The sequence below is a fragment of the Paenibacillus sp. GYB004 genome (assembly GCF_036577605.1).
Lineage (GTDB): Bacteria > Bacillota > Bacilli > Paenibacillales > NBRC-103111 > Paenibacillus_AB > Paenibacillus_AB oceani.
Genome location: NZ_JARBDB010000072.1, coordinates 122,222 through 139,417, shown reverse-complemented (window position 1 = coordinate 139,417; position 17,196 = coordinate 122,222). Strand labels below are relative to the sequence as shown.

At 57.0% G+C, this 17,196-nt stretch carries 15 protein-coding genes; 11 read left to right on the top strand and 4 right to left on the bottom strand.

The window, feature by feature from the left end; all coding sequences use genetic code 11:
- The first annotated feature begins 127 nt into the window (after positions 1 to 127).
- Entirely contained in the window at positions 128 to 4,759 is a 4,632-nt protein-coding gene (locus PV433_RS32755; RefSeq protein WP_332076148.1) for a fibronectin type III domain-containing protein, read from the top strand.
- A gap of 94 nt (positions 4,760 to 4,853) precedes the next feature.
- Here the strand turns inward: PV433_RS32755 and PV433_RS32750 are convergent, their stop codons facing one another.
- Together PV433_RS32750 and PV433_RS32745 are read right to left on the bottom strand one after the other, a co-directional pair.
- Positions 4,854 to 4,994 carry an AraC family transcriptional regulator gene (locus PV433_RS32750; RefSeq protein ID WP_332076147.1) on the bottom strand — a complete coding sequence of 47 codons (141 nt, stop codon included), beginning with the start codon at positions 4,992 to 4,994 and terminating at the stop codon, positions 4,854 to 4,856.
- Between the two features lie 120 nt (positions 4,995 to 5,114).
- The gene (locus PV433_RS32745) at positions 5,115 to 5,441 is read right to left on the bottom strand and encodes a c-type cytochrome (protein ID WP_332076146.1); all 327 of its coding nucleotides are present in this window, start codon (positions 5,439 to 5,441) and stop codon (positions 5,115 to 5,117) included.
- Positions 5,442 to 5,700: 259 nt separating this feature from the next.
- Between PV433_RS32745 and PV433_RS32740 the strand changes: the two genes are divergently transcribed.
- The 6 genes from PV433_RS32740 to PV433_RS32715 all read left to right on the top strand — a co-directional run bounded on the left by PV433_RS32740 (position 5,701) and on the right by PV433_RS32715 (position 11,776).
- On the top strand, positions 5,701 to 5,958 hold the full coding sequence (locus tag PV433_RS32740) for a hypothetical protein (protein WP_332076221.1): 258 nt from the start codon (positions 5,701 to 5,703) through the stop codon (positions 5,956 to 5,958).
- Between the two features lie 421 nt (positions 5,959 to 6,379).
- Positions 6,380 to 6,502 carry a hypothetical protein gene (locus PV433_RS32735; RefSeq protein ID WP_332076145.1) on the top strand — a complete coding sequence of 41 codons (123 nt, stop codon included), beginning with the start codon at positions 6,380 to 6,382 and terminating at the stop codon, positions 6,500 to 6,502.
- Positions 6,503 to 6,595: 93 nt separating this feature from the next.
- A complete protein-coding gene (locus tag PV433_RS32730; protein WP_332076144.1) occupies positions 6,596 to 6,910 on the top strand; it encodes a hypothetical protein in 315 nt (104 codons plus the stop codon).
- Positions 6,911 to 6,968: 58 nt separating this feature from the next.
- The gene (locus PV433_RS32725; RefSeq protein ID WP_332076143.1) at positions 6,969 to 7,727 is read left to right on the top strand and encodes a (S)-benzoin forming benzil reductase; all 759 of its coding nucleotides are present in this window, start codon (positions 6,969 to 6,971) and stop codon (positions 7,725 to 7,727) included.
- 361 nt (positions 7,728 to 8,088) lie between these two features.
- The gene (locus PV433_RS32720; protein WP_332076142.1) at positions 8,089 to 9,495 is read left to right on the top strand and encodes an ABC transporter substrate-binding protein; all 1,407 of its coding nucleotides are present in this window, start codon (positions 8,089 to 8,091) and stop codon (positions 9,493 to 9,495) included.
- A 586-nt stretch (positions 9,496 to 10,081) separates the two neighbouring features.
- Positions 10,082 to 11,776, top strand: a complete 1,695-nt coding sequence (locus tag PV433_RS32715; RefSeq protein WP_332076141.1) for a glycerol-3-phosphate dehydrogenase/oxidase — start codon at positions 10,082 to 10,084, stop codon at positions 11,774 to 11,776.
- A gap of 28 nt (positions 11,777 to 11,804) precedes the next feature.
- On the opposite strand, the gene PV433_RS32710 is transcribed toward PV433_RS32715, so the two are convergent.
- Entirely contained in the window at positions 11,805 to 12,011 is a 207-nt protein-coding gene (locus PV433_RS32710; RefSeq protein WP_332076140.1) for a hypothetical protein, read from the bottom strand.
- Positions 12,012 to 12,219: 208 nt separating this feature from the next.
- On the opposite strand from PV433_RS32710, the gene glpK reads away from it, so the two are divergent.
- Positions 12,220 to 13,692: a glycerol kinase GlpK gene (gene glpK / locus PV433_RS32705; protein ID WP_332076139.1), complete on the top strand. Its 1,473-nt coding sequence runs from the start codon at positions 12,220 to 12,222 to the stop codon at positions 13,690 to 13,692.
- Positions 13,693 to 14,759: 1,067 nt separating this feature from the next.
- On the opposite strand, the gene PV433_RS32700 is transcribed toward glpK, so the two are convergent.
- Positions 14,760 to 15,353 (bottom strand): hypothetical protein, encoded by a 594-nt coding sequence (locus PV433_RS32700; RefSeq protein WP_332076138.1) that lies wholly within the window; start codon positions 15,351 to 15,353, stop codon positions 14,760 to 14,762.
- 150 nt (positions 15,354 to 15,503) lie between these two features.
- On the opposite strand from PV433_RS32700, the gene PV433_RS32695 reads away from it, so the two are divergent.
- The 3 genes from PV433_RS32695 (at position 15,504) to PV433_RS32685 (ending at position 17,176) form a co-directional block, all read left to right on the top strand.
- Positions 15,504 to 16,049 (top strand): GNAT family N-acetyltransferase, encoded by a 546-nt coding sequence (locus PV433_RS32695; RefSeq protein ID WP_332076137.1) that lies wholly within the window; start codon positions 15,504 to 15,506, stop codon positions 16,047 to 16,049.
- A 96-nt stretch (positions 16,050 to 16,145) separates the two neighbouring features.
- Positions 16,146 to 16,826 (top strand): hypothetical protein, encoded by a 681-nt coding sequence (locus tag PV433_RS32690; RefSeq protein ID WP_332076136.1) that lies wholly within the window; start codon positions 16,146 to 16,148, stop codon positions 16,824 to 16,826.
- On the top strand, positions 16,790 to 17,176 hold the full coding sequence (locus PV433_RS32685; RefSeq protein ID WP_332076135.1) for a hypothetical protein: 387 nt from the start codon (positions 16,790 to 16,792) through the stop codon (positions 17,174 to 17,176). Before PV433_RS32690 ends, PV433_RS32685 begins: the two co-directional genes overlap by 37 nt.
- Positions 17,177 to 17,196: the final 20 nt, after the last annotated feature.

Genomic DNA, 17,196 nt, shown 5'->3' with positions numbered 1-17,196 from the left:
CACCATCCCGCCTGCTATCGGGCATGCGGACCCCGCAAGCGGCCCCGGATGGACCTCCGTTGACGGAGGGGGAATCGGGACGAGTCCCGACTTACCGAATAAAAGCGCCGCTCTTCCGCATGCAGTCATGTTCAACAATCAATTGTATACGATTTTTGTGGAATCGGTTCAGGATATGATGATGATGTCCTCCACCAATGCGATTCGAGTCATGAAATCGGAGGACGGGCAGTGGGTGAGCGTCGACGGGGGAACACCCTTGAATGTGAGCCCCGATCCGCTCGAACACGTATCCTCCCCGTTCTTGGCCGTGTACAACAATGAACTCTATGCGATCTGGGAAGAGGGGATCTCGCCAAGGTCGATTTACGTCAAAAAGCTGCAGGGCAATACGTGGGTGCCGGTAACCAGCAACTCTACTCCGCTCAACGGGACCGCAGGCAGCCGGAACGGGTATATGCCTGCCATTATCGCACACAACGGTTTCTTGTACGCAGCGTGGGTCGAGAATGGCAGCATCCAAGTTAAGAAATATAACGGCACGTGGACGAACGAATCCATCATTTCGCTGAAACCGAACAGTACGGTAACGTTCCCGGCTTTTGCCGTTCATAACAATGAGATTTATTTGACTTGGAGCGAGCAGTTAAGCAGCCCCCCTCATTCCTACTATATTCCTGTCATGAAACGAGCGGCAAACGGTATTTGGCACAGCGTATCGGGTGTGGATGGCATCAGTGAGTCGACAGCTCCGGCCGTTTTGCCAAAGATGCAAACCTACAAAGGCCTATTGTATGCGGTGTGGAAAACCGACACGGCCTATAAAATAAAAGCATATAACGAAACGAGCTGGAGTTGGGTAGGGGACGGGACATTCCCGGCACCACCGAATATTACTCCGCAATACATGTTCCTGACCGTCTTTCACGACAAGCTGTTTGCCAACTGGGTGAATCCGGGCTCCGGCTTTATCCCCCTTCTTCTTGCAACGGCCACCTATTATGATGGAGCGAATTGGACACCGGCCAGCAGCGGGTTGGAATCGAGCTATACGGACGGGAGAATGGGCGCGGTGGTCCCCACGGACGACTTGCTCTATATGGTGTGGGCACATTCCGGTAAAATCAGAGTGTCCGCGTATAAGGAAGGACCGCCGGCACCTGTCGGCGTACAGGTGACAAGAAACGGCAACGATTCAGCAGCGCTTAGCTGGACGGTCGGAACGGGGATCACGGGGTATAAAGTGTACATGGGAACCCAGTCGGGTACGTATGGCTCCGCACCGCTTGCAACCCTCCCCGGCACGCAAGGAAGCTACACGGCCACCGGCCTGGAGGCAGGGAACACGTATTACTTGGCAGTTAAGGCCGTCAATGCCGACGGGGAAAGCTCTTATTCGGCGGAAGTGAGCGTTGCGATCCCTCAGCCGGCGCCGACCCTAAGCGGTTTGGAATGGGGCACCGGCAGCACGCCGGGAACGATTCGCGCCACCGAGCTGCCCGGCACAGGCACGTACAAATACGCAATCGCCGATCCGGATGCGCTGTCCCAGCCGATGGTAGGCGATGACGCCGCCGTCGCGTATACCCAAACGCTTCAGAAAAACGTTGATTTTACCATGCAAAGCGGTAAACGGGTGTTCGTGGTCGAGGTGGACGGCAACAACCGTATTCTCAAGTGGGCCAGCATTCCGATTGACGACAGCTTGATCGCCGCAGCTGCGCCTCCGATCGTCGGCCTCGTCTGGGCACCGGGCAACGTGCCGGACACGACGAAGGCCACGCAGCTGCCTGGCACAGGCACTTACAAGTATGCGCTCGGCGCAGCAGGCTCCTTCACGCAGCCGATCAGCGGTGCCGACGCTGCACAGCTCGGCTATACGAGTTCGCTGGTGACGAACGGCAATGTATCCGTAACCAGCGGTCAGCATATTTTCGTCGTCGAGGTCGATACCCATAACAAGATTGTCAAATGGAGCGATGTCCTTGTCACGGAGGAGCAGATCGCGCAGCTGGCTCCTTCGCTAGACGGCTTGACATGGGGCACCGGCAAGTATATCGGCACAACGAGAGCAACGCAGCTGCCGGGCGCCGGCGTATACAAATATGCGATCGGAGAAGCCGGCGTGTATTCCCATCCGCTTACAGGCGCGGATGCCGGAGCGTTGAATTATGCAGCGACGCTCGCATTAAGCAGCAACATCGCCGTTCGCAGCGGACAGCATTTGTATGTGGTTGAAGTGGACAGCGGTAACCGGATTTTGAAATGGAAAGATATTGCCGTATCGGACAGTCAGATTGCGGTAGCGGCGCCGGCCTTAACCGGCATCGAGCTCGCCAAGGGGACTGTTCCGGGAACGACGCAGGCGATTCATCTGCCCGGCAGCGGAAGCTATAAATACGCGATCGGCGATGCGGATGCCTACATGCAGCCGGCGGTCGGAGCAGACGCGGCCGTCCTTGGGTATACGCAGACGTTGACCATAAACGGCAATATGGAAGCGACGAACGGCCAGTATCTGTATGTGGTCGAGGTCGACAGCAGCAACGGGATTCTCCAATGGACCCAGGTTCCGATCGCGGGCGACCAGATTATGGAGGCCGTATCGCCGATCCTGCATACTCCGGTTGCGGGTGACGGGCAAGTCACGCTTTCCTGGAGCTCGGTAAACGGAGCGACGGGGTACAACCTTTACGCCAGCACGACACCCGGCCAGTACGGAACGGAAATGACGACGGTGGCCAGCTCGGTATACGAGCATGCGGTGACGGGACTTGTAAACGGAACGGCGTATTACTTTGTCGTCAAAGCGAAGTACGGTGGAGTGAACGGCCCGCCATCGAACGAAAGAAGCGCAACGCCGCAAGTACCGTTGCCGGGAGTGCCGGTATTGAACGCACCTGTTGCAGGCAATGGACAAGCTGCTCTTTCCTGGAATCCGGTCAGCGGCGCGATGGGATATAAAATCTACGTCAGCGCGACGTCCGGCCAGTATGGATCGGAGATTGCTACGGTAGGCGGTTCAGTCTACGGTCATTCTGTAACGGATCTTGTAAACGGAACGACGTACTACTTTGTCGTCAAAGCGATGAATGCGGGAGGAGACAGTGCGGCATCGAACGAAGGAAGCACCGTGCCGGGTTCGGTTCCAACCGCTCCGTATCAGGTTTCTGCGACGGCAGGAGACGGGCAGGCAACCGTTACGTTTCAGGCTCCGGCCGATAACGGCGGATTCGCGCTCACCGGTTACGAAGTGACAGCATCGCCCGGCAACATCACGGCAACCGGAACGACGAGCCCGATTAGCGTAACAGGTCTGACAAACGGCACGGCTTATACGTTCACGGTTAAAGCGATCAACCGTTTGGGCGGCAGCGCCGCTTCCGAACTGTCCAATGCCGTTACGCCAAGCCTGCCTTCCGGCGGCGACAGTGACGGGGATAACTCGCCGCCGACACCTTCAGAGCCATCAGCACCATCCCAGCCATCCACACCGTCCGTTAACCCGGACACAACCGCAATCGTGTACGTAAACGGAAAAGCGGAAAACGCCGGGGTAGTGACGACAACAACGGTGAACGACAGGAAAGTCACCACGGTTGCGCTCGACCCGAAGAAGCTGGACGAGAAGCTTGCGGCCGAAGGCTCGGGTGCGGTCATTACGATTCCGGTTACGGCGAATGCGGATACGATCATTGGCGAGCTGAACGGCCGGATGGTGAAAAGCCTGGAGCAAAAACAAGGGGTTGTACGACTCCAAACGCCTTATGGCATCTACATCATTCCGGCATCGCAGATCCGGATCGACGCGGTTTCGGAACAGCTCGGCAAAGCCGAAGCGCTCGAGAACATTGAAATCCGAATCGAAGTAGCCGTCTCGACTTCCGACACGGTGCGCGTTGTCCAAAATGCCGCCGCCGACGATGAACTGACCGTGGTCGTGCCGCCGCACGATTTTACGATAAGAGCGGTTACCGGCGGCGATGCCGTCGAGGTGAATCAGTTTGACTCCTACGTGGAACGGATGATTGCGATTCCGGAGGGCGTGGACCCGACTCGGATTACGACGGGCGTCGTTTTGAAGGCGGACGGTACGCTTGCGCATGTGCCGACGAAAGTGACGCAATTTGAAGGAAACTATTATGCGGTAATCAACAGCTTGACCAACAGCAGCTACGCGGTCATCTACAACGTGAAAACATTTGACGACATAGCCGGCCATTGGGCCAAAGCCAACATCGACGATATGGCGTCGCGACTGGTCGTCAACGGAACAACTGCCGGGCAGTTTAAGCCGGACCACGAGATTACGCGGGCGGAATTCACGGCGATCGTCGTCAGAGCGCTTGGTCTTCGGAAGGCGGATCAAGCTCCGGCGTTCAACGATATGAAATCGTCGGATTGGAGCTACGAAGCCGTCTCCATCGGAGCCTCTTACGGGTTGGTGCAAGGCTACGAGGACGGCACGTTCGGTCCGGATCGGAAGATCACCAGGCAGGAGGCGATGACTATTCTGTCCAAGGCGATGAAGCTGATCGGAATGGACTTGTCGGTTGCTTCCGGACAACAGGAGAAGCTGTTAGGCGCATTTTCCGATCAGAACTTGTTAAGCGATTGGGCCGCGCTGCCCGCAGTGCTCAATATCCGCTACGGCATCGTAGAGGGAAGCGGCGAGCAGTTAAGACCGCAGGCCAATATTACAAGGGCGGAGACGGCTGCAATCGTGCAGCGGTTGCTGCAAAAAGCCGGGTTAATCTAATCCGCGTGTTTCTTGCAAACGAGCCAGCTTCATACCGATTCAGACAAGGCTGCCGAACGAGAGATTCGGCAGCCTTTCGCTGTAGGAGCGCCTCCTAAAACGTAATATGATCATGGCTCCATTCTTCGTTGGAGCGAAACTGGTGCGGGGTAACGCCCAGAATACTGCGAAATACCCGGCGAAAATAGCTGCTGCTCGCGTATCCGATCCGCTGGGCAATCGTTTCGACGGACATTTAAACCAGATAACTATAAAGAAAGAATGCTTAGCTTGGCGGTTATGCAGAGCCGGCCAGCGAAGACAGTCGCGATATTACAAAACGCATGAGCCAGTATTCGCTTCAGTGCGGCGTACTTTACTTTTTCTCGGCAAGCCAGTCCGCAAGCGTACCGATCTCCGTCTCGTTCAGCGAGCCGCTGAAGCCCGGCATGCCCCGGCCGCCTTTGGCGATCTGGTCGGCGATCTGGTCGCGGGTTAGTTTGGCGCCTACTTGGGTCAGGTTGGTAGGAGGGCCGATGCGTCCTTCCAATTTTTCGCCGTGACACGACAAGCACTTTTTCTTGTACAATGCTTCCGCCGTGCCCACCGTCTCGGAACCGGAAGCCCCGCATCCGCTCAACATCACGGCGGCGGACAAGACGATCCCCGCTCCCCATAATCTCGCCTTGCTTGGCTGCTTCATCTGCAACCCTCCATGTTCTGAATTCCGGTTTCCGGTTATGCCCATCTTAGCATATCCACTCCGGTTATTGGCTATGAACGCCGGTTTCCTATGAACGTTCTGCGAACATTGCCTTCCGCCTTCCGGCAAAATGGGCGAAAACCCGATCAAAAGCCCATGCCACCGGGCATTCGTCTACATATAGTATTCTAAATCCGCATTAGCCCGCACCCAATCCAATTATAGCGGCTTGAACAACGAGGAGGGATTACGAGTGTCGATGCTGAAGGAAGACGCCTACTGCATCTGCAAGCTGTATATGAACCGGCCGGTGCAGCTGCAGACCAGACATGGCCAGACTCATCATGGGACGATCGTACATGTAGATAGCGAGCATGTGTACCTGCAGCTGTCCGGCGACGCGAACGGCCAAGCTAGGAACTTCTACCCGCCGTACGGATACGGATATGGAGCGCAAAACCAGATCATGACGCTGGCTCTGTTCGATCTGCTGGCGATTACACTGCTGCTGCTCTGATCGCTGACGGTGGAGGGTAACAGACAGACGTGCAGGCAGTCCCATGAGGGGCTGCCTGCTGCTGTGCGGAGCTTGTCTTCCTGACTGCCGGATTGCCTATGGCGACAAGAGGAGACAAAAAAAGAGACCCGCAAGCAACGGGCCGCGGATCTGAAAGTTATATATATGAAAAAGGGGGTCGATATTTAGTATAGGCGCTTTTCATTAAAGCGAGATGAAAGAGACATTGCATTTTGGTTACAAGCTGTTTTCATTTTCGGGACAAAAAGTCGGAAAGGTTGGCTGAAACCGTTCTCCCCCTTACTCCGAGCAGCGTCTGCCGTTACAATATACGGGCCGGTATAAAGTCGGATTGAAGGAAAGTGCGGGGCGGTTAAAGGTTGGACGGTTAACGACGAACATAGGGGAGGCGGTTATCGGGATGAAGGGAAACGGAATTGCGGAGATAAAACGAACCGAAGCGGGGATCGAGGAATGTCTCGCCCGGGCGGGGAAGGTGTTCAAGCGGTTCGATAAGAGTCGCGATGTTGACCGACTTATATGAGCTGCATGTGGAAGTGGAAGCGAAAGGGTACGTTGCGGTCGATCTGTACGACGGCAGCATCCTGTACGATTTTAACCGTCACACCACGTTTTTTTGCGACTTGGACTGTACTCCAAGGGAGCGTTCCGGCTCGGGACGGATCGCAACTTCGGGTCCAGCCGGTTTATGGCTCCCGAGGAGTTCGTCAGAGGAAGCCTGATCGATCACCGGACGAACGTATATACGATGGGAGCGGCGGCTTTTGTTTTTCTGGCGGACGGGGTACGGGCACGGGAAGCGTGGAAAGCGCCGGATGAGCTGTTCGAGGTCGCGCTCCGGGCCGTATCCGCCGACCGGGAGAGCCGTCATCCGACGCTGGCCGCCTTTTACCGGGAGTGGCAGCTTGCTCTGCGTTCCCGGTTTTGTTAGGATCGGACTGACCCATCAAGGTCCGGTGGAGACCGAACAGGCATGGAGGTTATGTTCCATGAAGTTTTTTATTGTAACCGGCGCTTCCAAAGGGCTCGGAGAGGCGCTGCTGCGCCGATTGATGCAGCCCGGCCATACGCTGGTCGGCATGGCCCGCAGCGACGGCGAACCGCTGCGGGCCGAAGCGGAGAGCAAAGGCGCCGTACTGAGATGGATTCGCGGTGACATGAACGATATCTCATCGCTTGATGCCGTAATGGAGGAGGCGTGCGCCGGAATTGCGGCGGACGGGCTGGAGACCGCCGTGCTGATTAACAATGCAGGGATGGTGGAGCCGATCGCCCCGGCGGACGTCGCTGCAGGCGCCGAACTGGCACGCAATCTGACCGTTAACCTGATCGCTCCGGTCGTGCTCGCCTCGGCCTTTCTTCGCCTGACGGCGGGCTGGGGAGCGGATAAGCGGATATTGAACTTGTCGTCCGGTGCCGGCAAGAAGCCGTATGCCGGATGGAGCGCCTATTGCGCGTCCAAGGCGGGGCTCGATATGTTCACCCGCTGCGTCGGCGAGGAGCAGCAAGCCGCCGGCGCCGCGGGAGTCCGAATCTTGTCAGTCGCTCCCGGAGTGGTCGATACCGGGATGCAGGAGGAAATCAGGCGGACCGACCCGGCGTTATTCCAACAGCACAGCCGGTTCGTACAGCTGAAGGAAACCGGCGCTCTGGCTTCCCCGGACGAGACGGCGGGCAAGCTGCTGCGGGTGTTGTTCGACGATCGTTATCCGACCGGCAGCCTACTGGATGTACGCGAACTGGACTAGCGCGGCAACTGCCCTATCGGGGCGAGATGACGATGAGGTGGGCGATCGGCCAACCCGTTTCAAGGGACGGAGTCCGGATCGCTCCGATTCCGAGCTGGAAGAGAGATGAACTCCGGAATCGACGGAGCATACTTCCAATCTGTCAGCCGCAGAGCTTTCGATCTGCTTTCATTCATGCGGACGAAGCCCTGCGCCGGCGGAGTTATCCGTGCTCCGTCGTCCTTCCATTACTTCTCCTGCTGATTCCTTTCGATTTCATCTCCGATGTAAGGAATGGCCAAAAATATTTGGATGAATAGTAACTTTTTGCCTGTCCAGTGCGTTATACATAAAGGAGATAATCGGCAAGGAGTTGAAGCCCATGCAGCTTAACCGCCGCCGTGGGAACGGCCGCAAGGTTAAAGCGGGAGTGGCAGCCCTCGTATGCGTTCTTTTTGTAATCGCTTTCATTGTGGTTCAGCCCGTATCTGAACAGATATCGCGGCTGACTGGAGAAACGAGCCGGGACCCGGATGACCGTATCGATATGGATCAGCCTGTCCGTTTGAAGGTTGTATATCCGGATGAACAGATATTTATGGAGAAATACGGAAAGTCTTTCCTGCTCCGTTACCCAAACGTATCGTTTGAAGTGCTGACCGCGGTTCCCGGAGACCCCGGCATCCCTCTGGCGGAGTCGGGCTCCCTCAAGAAGATGTTGAATCAGCAGCGCCCCGACGTTCTGTTGTTAAACCAGGAATCGCTCGGGTATCTGGCTGCCAAAAATCAGCTGGCGGCGCTGGACAGCTGGATCGTCCGGGACCGGTTCGACCTGCAGGCGATCGATTCGAAGGTGACGGACCGGCTGAGGCAGCTGGGAGGAGGCCTCTTATACGGTTTGGCGCCGGAGATGGAACGGATGGGGTTATTTTATAACCGTGACCTGTTTCGGTCGGAGGGCTTTGCTTTTCCCGTCAGCCGGATGAGCTGGTATGACGTTCTGCAGACGGCCGCCCGCTTTCAGACGGAGGTCGGGGATGGCGAGCGCATATTCGGCCTGAGCGTATATCCGCGTTCTACACCCGGCAGCTTGATCAGTCTGGTTGCGGCGACACTCGACTTAAGAATGATCGACCCGGTATCCCGGGGGCTTACGCTGCAGGCTGCAGGCTGGCGGGACGTCTGGACGACGGTGATGGGCGGTTACAAGAACGGGTATTTGGCATGGGAGACGTTGCAGGCACGCAACCTGTTTCTGGAGGGGAAGGTGGCGATGAGCGTGCAACCTTTTACCTTCTTGTCGAAGCTGCGGGAATCGGACGGAGTGTCTTTTGATTGGGACGTTGTGACCGAGCCGGTTAACCCGGGCAGTCCCGACCAGTCGGCTACTTTTCAAATTCCGATGATTTATGCCGTCTATGCCGGTTCGCCGTCCGCCAAGGTAGCGTGGGAGCTGGTGAAGCATATCAACAGCCCGGAAATCGCCGATCAGCAGCTGCATGACAATCGGGAAATTCCGCTCCTATCCAGAAAGCAGCAGCTTCTCGAACGTCTGAGGAGCAGCGGCGTGAAAGCCGATATCGATTGTTTCTACGAGCTGAAGCCGGGAGCGAACGTGTCCGCGCCGAAGGACGGAGTGCCCGCCGCTTTCCGCAGCGTATTCGCCGGGATGATGGACGGAGAGGCGGCCCAGGTGCTGGAAGGCCGCAAAACGGTTGCCGAAGCTTTGCAGGCGATGGAGCGCCAAGGCGGAGAAGCTCTGCTTCACAGCAGGACAGAGGGGCGCTAAGAGCAACACCCAAAGCCCAAAGCCCAAGCCCAAAGCCGCTATAGCACCGGAAGATCCGGCTGAATTCCATATTCGATGTCGAGTAGGCTTGCTGATCTGCTTCGTGATCAGAAGTGGACTTTTTGAACAACCTCTACAAGTGCGAGTTCAAAAAGTCCGGTTTTCAGCACCGAGAAGATGGGATGAAGCAAGGAAATGAGGAGCGGAGCGTAGTGGGACCTACGTGAGCACCGGAAGTTCCGGCTGAATTCCATATTCGATGTCGAGTAAGCTTCCTGATCTGCTTCGTGATCAAAAGTGGGCTTTTTGAACAACCTCTACAAATGGGCGGCATTTCGCCGGCTTACGGCTTTACAGGCGCTGCGCAGGTGTGTTACGCTTGTTAGCAAGAAGAACAATCGAATGGACGGCAATCATCAAACGGGCGGAGACGAGGAGAACCCTTTTGCTGGTAAGCGCTTTGTATTCTTTATAGGGTACGGGCTGCTTCATCATGCGGGAGGGTTTTTTGTCGTTCTCTTTGCCGGAGGCGGCTGAAGCGGAACATTCCGATCCCGTCCTTTGTCGTCATGGGGAGGCAACTTGTATGAGCGCAAAAGCAAGCTTTTCAGCAAGCAATCGGGCCGAACTGCTCCAGCACATGTCGGAGCGGCAACTGGACGTGTTGATTATCGGGGGAGGCATTACCGGAGCCGGCATCGCCTGGGACGCCAGCAAGCGGGGCTTAAGCACGGGACTGGTCGAAATGCACGATTTCTCATGGGGTACGAGCAGCCGCTCGACGAAGCTGGTTCACGGCGGGCTGAGATACTTGAAGCAGGGCGAAGTCAAACTGGTCATGGAGGTCGGCCGAGAACGGGCGCTGCTGTACAAAAAAGCTCCGCACATCGTCATTCCGGCGCCGATGATGCTGCCGATCTACAAAGGCGGCACGTACGGGTATTGGATGTCTGCGATCGGTCTGTACGTCTACGACTGGCTGGCGGGGGTCAAGCGCAGCGAGCGGCGCATTATGTACGGACGCAGCAAAACGATCGAGATGGAGCCGCTGTTCAAGACGGAAGGATTGAAAGGGTCCGGTTTTTATTATGAATACCGTACCGACGATTCCCGGCTTACCGTCGAGATCGCCAAGACTGCGTACCGGCATGGGGCGAAGCTGGTCAACTACGCCAAGGCGGTTGATTTTATATACGAGAACGGCAAAGCGGTAGGGGTTCATGTGGAGGATGTTTTAACCGGGAACGTGTACGCCGTCCGCGCGAAGAAGATCGTGAATGCGGCGGGACCATGGGTAGACCGTGTACGTTCCAAGGATCAGGAAGTCAAAGGGAAACGGCTGCTGCTGACCAAAGGGGTTCATCTCGTCGTCGATCACGCGAAGCTGCCGGTCCGCCAATCGGCGTATCTGGACGTCCCTGACGGCCGGATGATCTTTGTCATCCCGCGGGAGGGCAAGACGTACGTCGGAACGACGGACACGTTCTACGAAGGCAAGATCGAGGAGCCGAGAACGACGCGCAAGGACCGCGATTATTTGATTGATGCCGTTAACAACGCCTTCCCGGGCGTGAAGCTGACTGCCAAGGATATCGAATCGTCCTGGTCGGGACTGCGACCGCTGATCCGCGAGGAAGGCAAGGGACCGTCGGAAATATCCCGCAAGGATGAAATTTTCCGTTCAGAGTCGGGGCTGATTACGATTGCCGGAGGCAAGCTGACCGGCTTCCGCAAAATGGCCGAGAAAGTAGTCGACCTCGTCGAGAAGGAGTTGGCCGAGCAGGAGGGAAGACGCAGCGCGGGCTGCACGACGGATCAGGACTCGATTAGCGGCGGAGACCGGGACGGCTTCGAGCTGTATGAGGAGTACCGCAACAAATGGATCGAGAAAGGGACGAACCTGGGAATCGCGAAACGTGATACCGACTATTTACTCGCCCGTTACGGGTCCAACATCGCTCCTATATTCGAGGAATATAAAGCTCGCACCGAAGCGGGAGGACGCACGAAGCGTGACGGGAACGGAATCAACCGGGAGCTGCTGGAAGCGGAGCTTCACTATGCGATTACGCATGAGATGACGGTTACCGCCTCGGACTTCCTGATCCGCCGCTCCGGTCTCGTCACGTTTGACCGTCCGCGGGCGGAGACGCTGAGCACTCCGGTGGTCGAGACGATGACCCGGCTGCTCGGCTGGAGCGGGGAGGAAGCCGACCGCCAGCTGCGGGATGTGCTCGACTACATCGCCCAGGTTACGAGCTTCCCGGAAGGGAAAGAGTAGCCGCCCGCCGATGGCGAAACAGGCGATTTTACAGATAGAGAAGCAGGAACAAGCCCAGGCCGAGCGCCAGCAAGCCGCCGATCCGGCTCATGAGGACGGCGGTTTCGCCGGGTTTGGCCGCTTTGGCGGCTTTGGTCTGCCAGCCGATATTCCAGAACCGGCCGGTTGCCGGGAAGATGATATTGATCAGGCCGATTGCGATGAACACATAAGGAATCCATTTGATTACGATCATAGAGGCACCTCGTTTGAATTCGTAAACCGCAGCGAGCGATGGGCTGCACTTCGCGTCTAGGGAATGTTTGGTATGAATACGCTTACTCTGTTTACGTAAATGGAGGCGGGAAAGTTTCGCCAAACAGGGGAAATTGCTGGACGGTATTTCTTTCGGGGGATGAGGATGGTATCGTAGGTAGCATACAGCTTAAGGGGAGGGACCGGACATGACGCAGTATGTAATGGCGCTCGATCAGGGAACGACAAGCTGCCGGGCGATAGTGTTCGACCGGAGCGGGCAGGTCGTGCGGATGGCGCAGAAGGAATTTCGGCAATGGTTTCCGCAAGCGGGCTGGGTGGAGCACGATGCGGCAGAAATATGGAGCGTCCAGCTGCAAGTGATGCGCGAAGCCGCAGACGGCATCGAGCCGTCCGAGATCGCTGCGATCGGCATTACGAATCAGCGGGAGACGACAGTCGTCTGGGACCGGACGACCGGGGAACCGCTGTACCGGGCGATCGTCTGGCAGTGCCGCCGGACGACGGAGACGTGCGAGGAACTGAAGCGGGAAGGCTGGGAGGAACGCATTCGCGACAAAACCGGTCTCGTCACGGACCCGTATTTCTCCGGAACGAAGCTCAAATGGATTCTGGACCATGTACCGGGCATACGGGCGAAGGCGGAGGCCGGCGAAGCGCTGTTCGGGACGATCGACTCTTGGCTGATCTGGAATTTGACCGGCGGCAAAGCCCATGTGACGGACGTGTCCAATGCGTCGAGGACGATGCTGTTTAACATCCATTCGCTGAAGTGGGATGAGGAGATTATAGAGCGGCTCGGCATACCGGCCTGCATGCTGCCGGAGGTGAAGCCGTCCAGCTTCCTGTATGGGGAGACCGATTTGCTGGGCGGCGCTGCGGCGATCCCGGTGGCGGGCGCGGCTGGAGACCAGCAGGCGGCGCTGTTCGGCCAAGGGTGCCATGAGCCGGGGATGGCGAAAAACACGTACGGAACCGGGTGCTTCCTGCTGAAAAATACCGGCGCCAAGCCGATCGCTTCGAAGGAAGGGCTGCTGACGACGATCGCGTGGCAATTGGACGGTCAAGTGAACTATGCGCTGGAAGGAAGCGTGTTTACAGCGGGAGCGGTCATCCAGTGGCTGCGCGACGGCTTGCAGCTGATCACGCATGCGAACGAGACGGAGCCTCTGGCGGCGTCGGTGGAAGATACGCAAGGCGTGTATGTCGTGCCGGCGTTTACCGGTCTCGGCACCCCGTATTGGAACGCCGAGGCGAGAGGGATGATTACCGGCTTGACGAGAGGCAGCGGCAAAGCGCATCTCGTGCGGGCGGCTCTGGAGTCGATTGCATACCAGACGATGGACGTGCTGCGGGTGATGGAACGGGAGTCCGGCATTCGGCTGCATGAGCTGAGGGTCGATGGGGGAGCTGCGAAAAACGGCTTCCTGATGCAGTTTCAGGCCGATATGCTCGGCGTCCGCGTGACGCGGCCCAAGGTGCAGGAGACGACAGCGCTGGGCGCCGCCTTTCTGGCCGGCCTGGCGGTCGGGTTCTGGAGCGGCTGCGACGAGCTGAAGTCACTCTGGGAGAAGGACCGGCAGTTCGAGCCGGGGATGGAAGAGGAGCTGCGGAACCGGAAGTATGCGGGATGGCTGCAAGCGGTAGGTTTCCAGTTGTAAAGGGAAGGTAGCAGAGCTGCCGGTGATTGTCTGCGGACGATGCCGGCAGCTTTTTTCTAATTTCAATAAAGCGCAAAAGCCGAACCTAGACACTCCAAACCATGATAAGCCGCCTCTTACCTTACGCTTACGCTGGGGCGTTCAGCGTGGCTGCTCAGCGTTGTGTGCTCGCTAATGGTGAGAGGAAACTGGATAAGAGCGGTTCGTACACGGTTCGTACCCTTTATTTTGTCCGAAACCCGTTTGGATGGGGAAATAAGAGCGGTTTGGGACCTTTAAAATCGGTCAAAAAGGTGCAGACCCTATCAGTTGGTTGAAATAAGGGGGGCAAACCGTGGGCAAACCGCTTCTATTTGTCTCTGTCACCCCCATATGGCGGAAATAGAGGGTGCCAGAAGCTCTTATTATTTGGCTCTTTCACCGGTAGCTTCGATCATTCGGGAGCGCGTCTGCGCAAGAGGGCGATCGGTACCGGGAAGGACAAGGGTCTCGCCAGAGCGCCGCACCGTTGCACCTCCGGGAAACCTAGTATTCACGTCTCCCAGGTTTCCGAACGCCCCGCAAATGCCGAGTTCGTGTGAACTGCCGAAGTTCGAAAATAGGTCACCTTACCGTACCGGATTCGTGCGGAAGTTACTGTCGAGCAGCATTTGGTACCTATCAGCGGAAGAGTAACTTCCTCTATTCCCGCCAAGTATGTAGATTTTAATCGATAGAGGAAGTATGGTTTCCGTTATTTTGGCTTTATAGGGGGATGTAGGCGGAAACACGGGAAATAGCGGAACAATTCCTTCCGCTAAGCGTCGATTTCCTGCTGCGAACCCCAGGTAGCGGAAGTAAAACTTCCGTAAGAAGCCTCCTGGGGGGATGGGAAGTCGGCTGAAGGTGCCATCAGCCCGAATCGGCAATACGACTGCGGATGAGCGGGATGAAGCGAGGGGGAGCAGCGTGGGGTAACACGCCTTATGGGCAAACCGAATCATCGGTCTTGTCATGAAATCGCACATAGGCTATTGCTGCATTTCCGTGCAATGACCTGTGGCTCTGCCTGGCTAAACCGAAGCTTGCTATCCCCGGCTTGCCTTGCTCCAGAAGCGGAAAATGAGCGCACAGGCCAGCAGGCTCGCCCCTGCCGAGAAACCAAGCACGATCGGCGCATAACCCAAGTACCATACGCCTAAAACAGCGGAGAGCACAAGCAGCCACAATCCTAAATAGACGAGCTCCCGGCCCAGCGAAGCGCCGATTCCGATATACAGTACCGCTAACACGACCGCCCGCAGCAGCTCGGCGGCGAGCGGGGAGACGAGCTCCATCCGTACGAGCAGCAACACAGCCGCTAGCAGCACGGCGGCGATTGCAGCGGGTAACAGCCAGCCGATCGTGGAGGCAGGGACTGAAGCCGGAGCTGTAGTTTCGGCGGAAATTTCGACTGAAGCTTTTGCGGAAACCGCAGGCGAGTCTTTTCCTGCACCCCGCCACAGGAACAACGCACTTAGAACGACTGCCGCTCCCAGCAGCACATTACGGATCGTTCCGTGAGGGTCGAGCGGCCACAAGTATTGCAAAAATGAGCTGCCCATCCACTGGGCGCCCCAAATATACAAATAAGGAGTATACGAGTATAGGCCGATCCGGTTAAAAGTAACGGTTGCTTTCACGAATATCACCTCGAATTAACAACGTTAGCTTACTATTTGCAGACGGTGAAGTCAATTTCGGAGGCCGGTACGAAGCGCGATCAACGGAAAAGGATATATTCGTGCCGCCGAAACTACTATAATGGAGATATATGGAATGGAGGTCTAACCATGTCGTTCAAATTGGAGACCACGCGATTGGATCTCCGGATGTTCGAGTTATCCGATGCGGCGGCGGTTCAACAGCTAGCTGGCAGTCAAGAAGTGGCGCGCACAACGCTTGCGGTTCCTCACCCTTATCCGGACGGAGCGGCTGAAAAGTGGATTGAAGCGGTGCGGCAATCGTCCCAGAGTGGAGACCATTACGCTTTCGCGATGATTACGAAAGACGAGGGGACCCTGATCGGGAATATGAGCATGGGCGTGTCCCGCAAACATAATCGTGCGGAACTGGCTTATTGGGTCGGCGTCCCTTATTGGGGGCGGGGATATGCAACGGAAGCGGCGGGCCGAATCGTTCAGTTCGGGTTCGACGAGCTGGGATTAAACCGCATCCATGCGGCCGCGATGACCAACAACCCCGCCTCCTCCAAAGTGATGGTCAAGATCGGGATGAAGCCGGAGGGCGTATACCGGCAGCATGTTTTGAAGTGGGGACGCTACGAGGATTTGGCTTTGTACGGTATGGTCCGTTCCGAGTATCTGGAGCGGGTATAAGCAGTAGCCTTCAAGAGAAGCCGTACATTTGCAGATGCAGAGAAAGCTTGACGAGAAAGCTCTTTTACCTAGGGCCGGAAAGGATAAAGTGCAGGGATGGATCAACTAAAACGGGACAGATGGAACGGCTTGTCCGGAGAAGCGAAGGACGGCATCATGCGGGGGCTGTCCGGTGGACTCACCCCGGGCTTCGCCTACGTAGGCTTGGAAACTTTCGAACGGTATGGGACAGGTGTGGAAACGGGTGTGTTCGAGTACGAGGGACGCCGGTTCGTATTTGTGCCGGGGGATGTCGTGAGACTGGGATGGAACGGCTGGCAGCAAGGGATGGACGAGGCGACGCGGGAAGACTTGCTGGATGCGTTCGGTGAAAACGGCGTGGAGGATGTAGATGCGTTTCTCCAGGAGCAGATGACGCCGGTACGGGAAGTTGTGATCGGACCTATGCTGGCCGAATGCGAGACACACTCCGCCGGATGGCGCGAAATTTCGGCGGAGGACGTTCCGGCGCTGGACGATTCCGAGATGACGGAACAGCTGGAGCGGTTTAAAAAGTCTGACCTTGGCTCGTACGAGGTATATGAGAGTTATCGCTTGAAACGGGTGAACGGGGACATACGGGTCTATCTGTATGAGGAAGATGTCACCTGCGAGCAGTGGAGGGAGGATGCTTTTCAGGGAGGCTTCAGCCTGCCTACGGAGGACGAGTGGGAGATATGTACGGGGGAGGCTGCCGTACGTTGTTTCCTTGGGGAGACAGTTTCGATTACAGCATGAAGCTGAAGTATTTCGAAGAGCTGAGCGAGCCGGAGGCGGACGAGGACGAGGCCGACGGGAGCGCGATACGGAGCGGAGACGGGCGTCCCTACGATTTGGAGCTTCCCAATGCGTTCGGGCTGATCTTCGCCGGAGATCCTTATCAGTACGAGCTGACGGAGGGCGGCAGCGGCCTTATGCCGAAAGGCGGAGACGGCGGCAGTATGATCTGCGGGGGAATGGGACCCGTTGCCGGCTATCTGCCTGCGGCCGCCGTCTATTACCGCGATCCCTACAATACGGAAGCGGAATGGGAGGACTTGAAGGGGCATTCCCGTTACCGGCGGATTGTCCGGTTGTCAGAGCGCTGACAGGGTTGAGTGCAGACCGC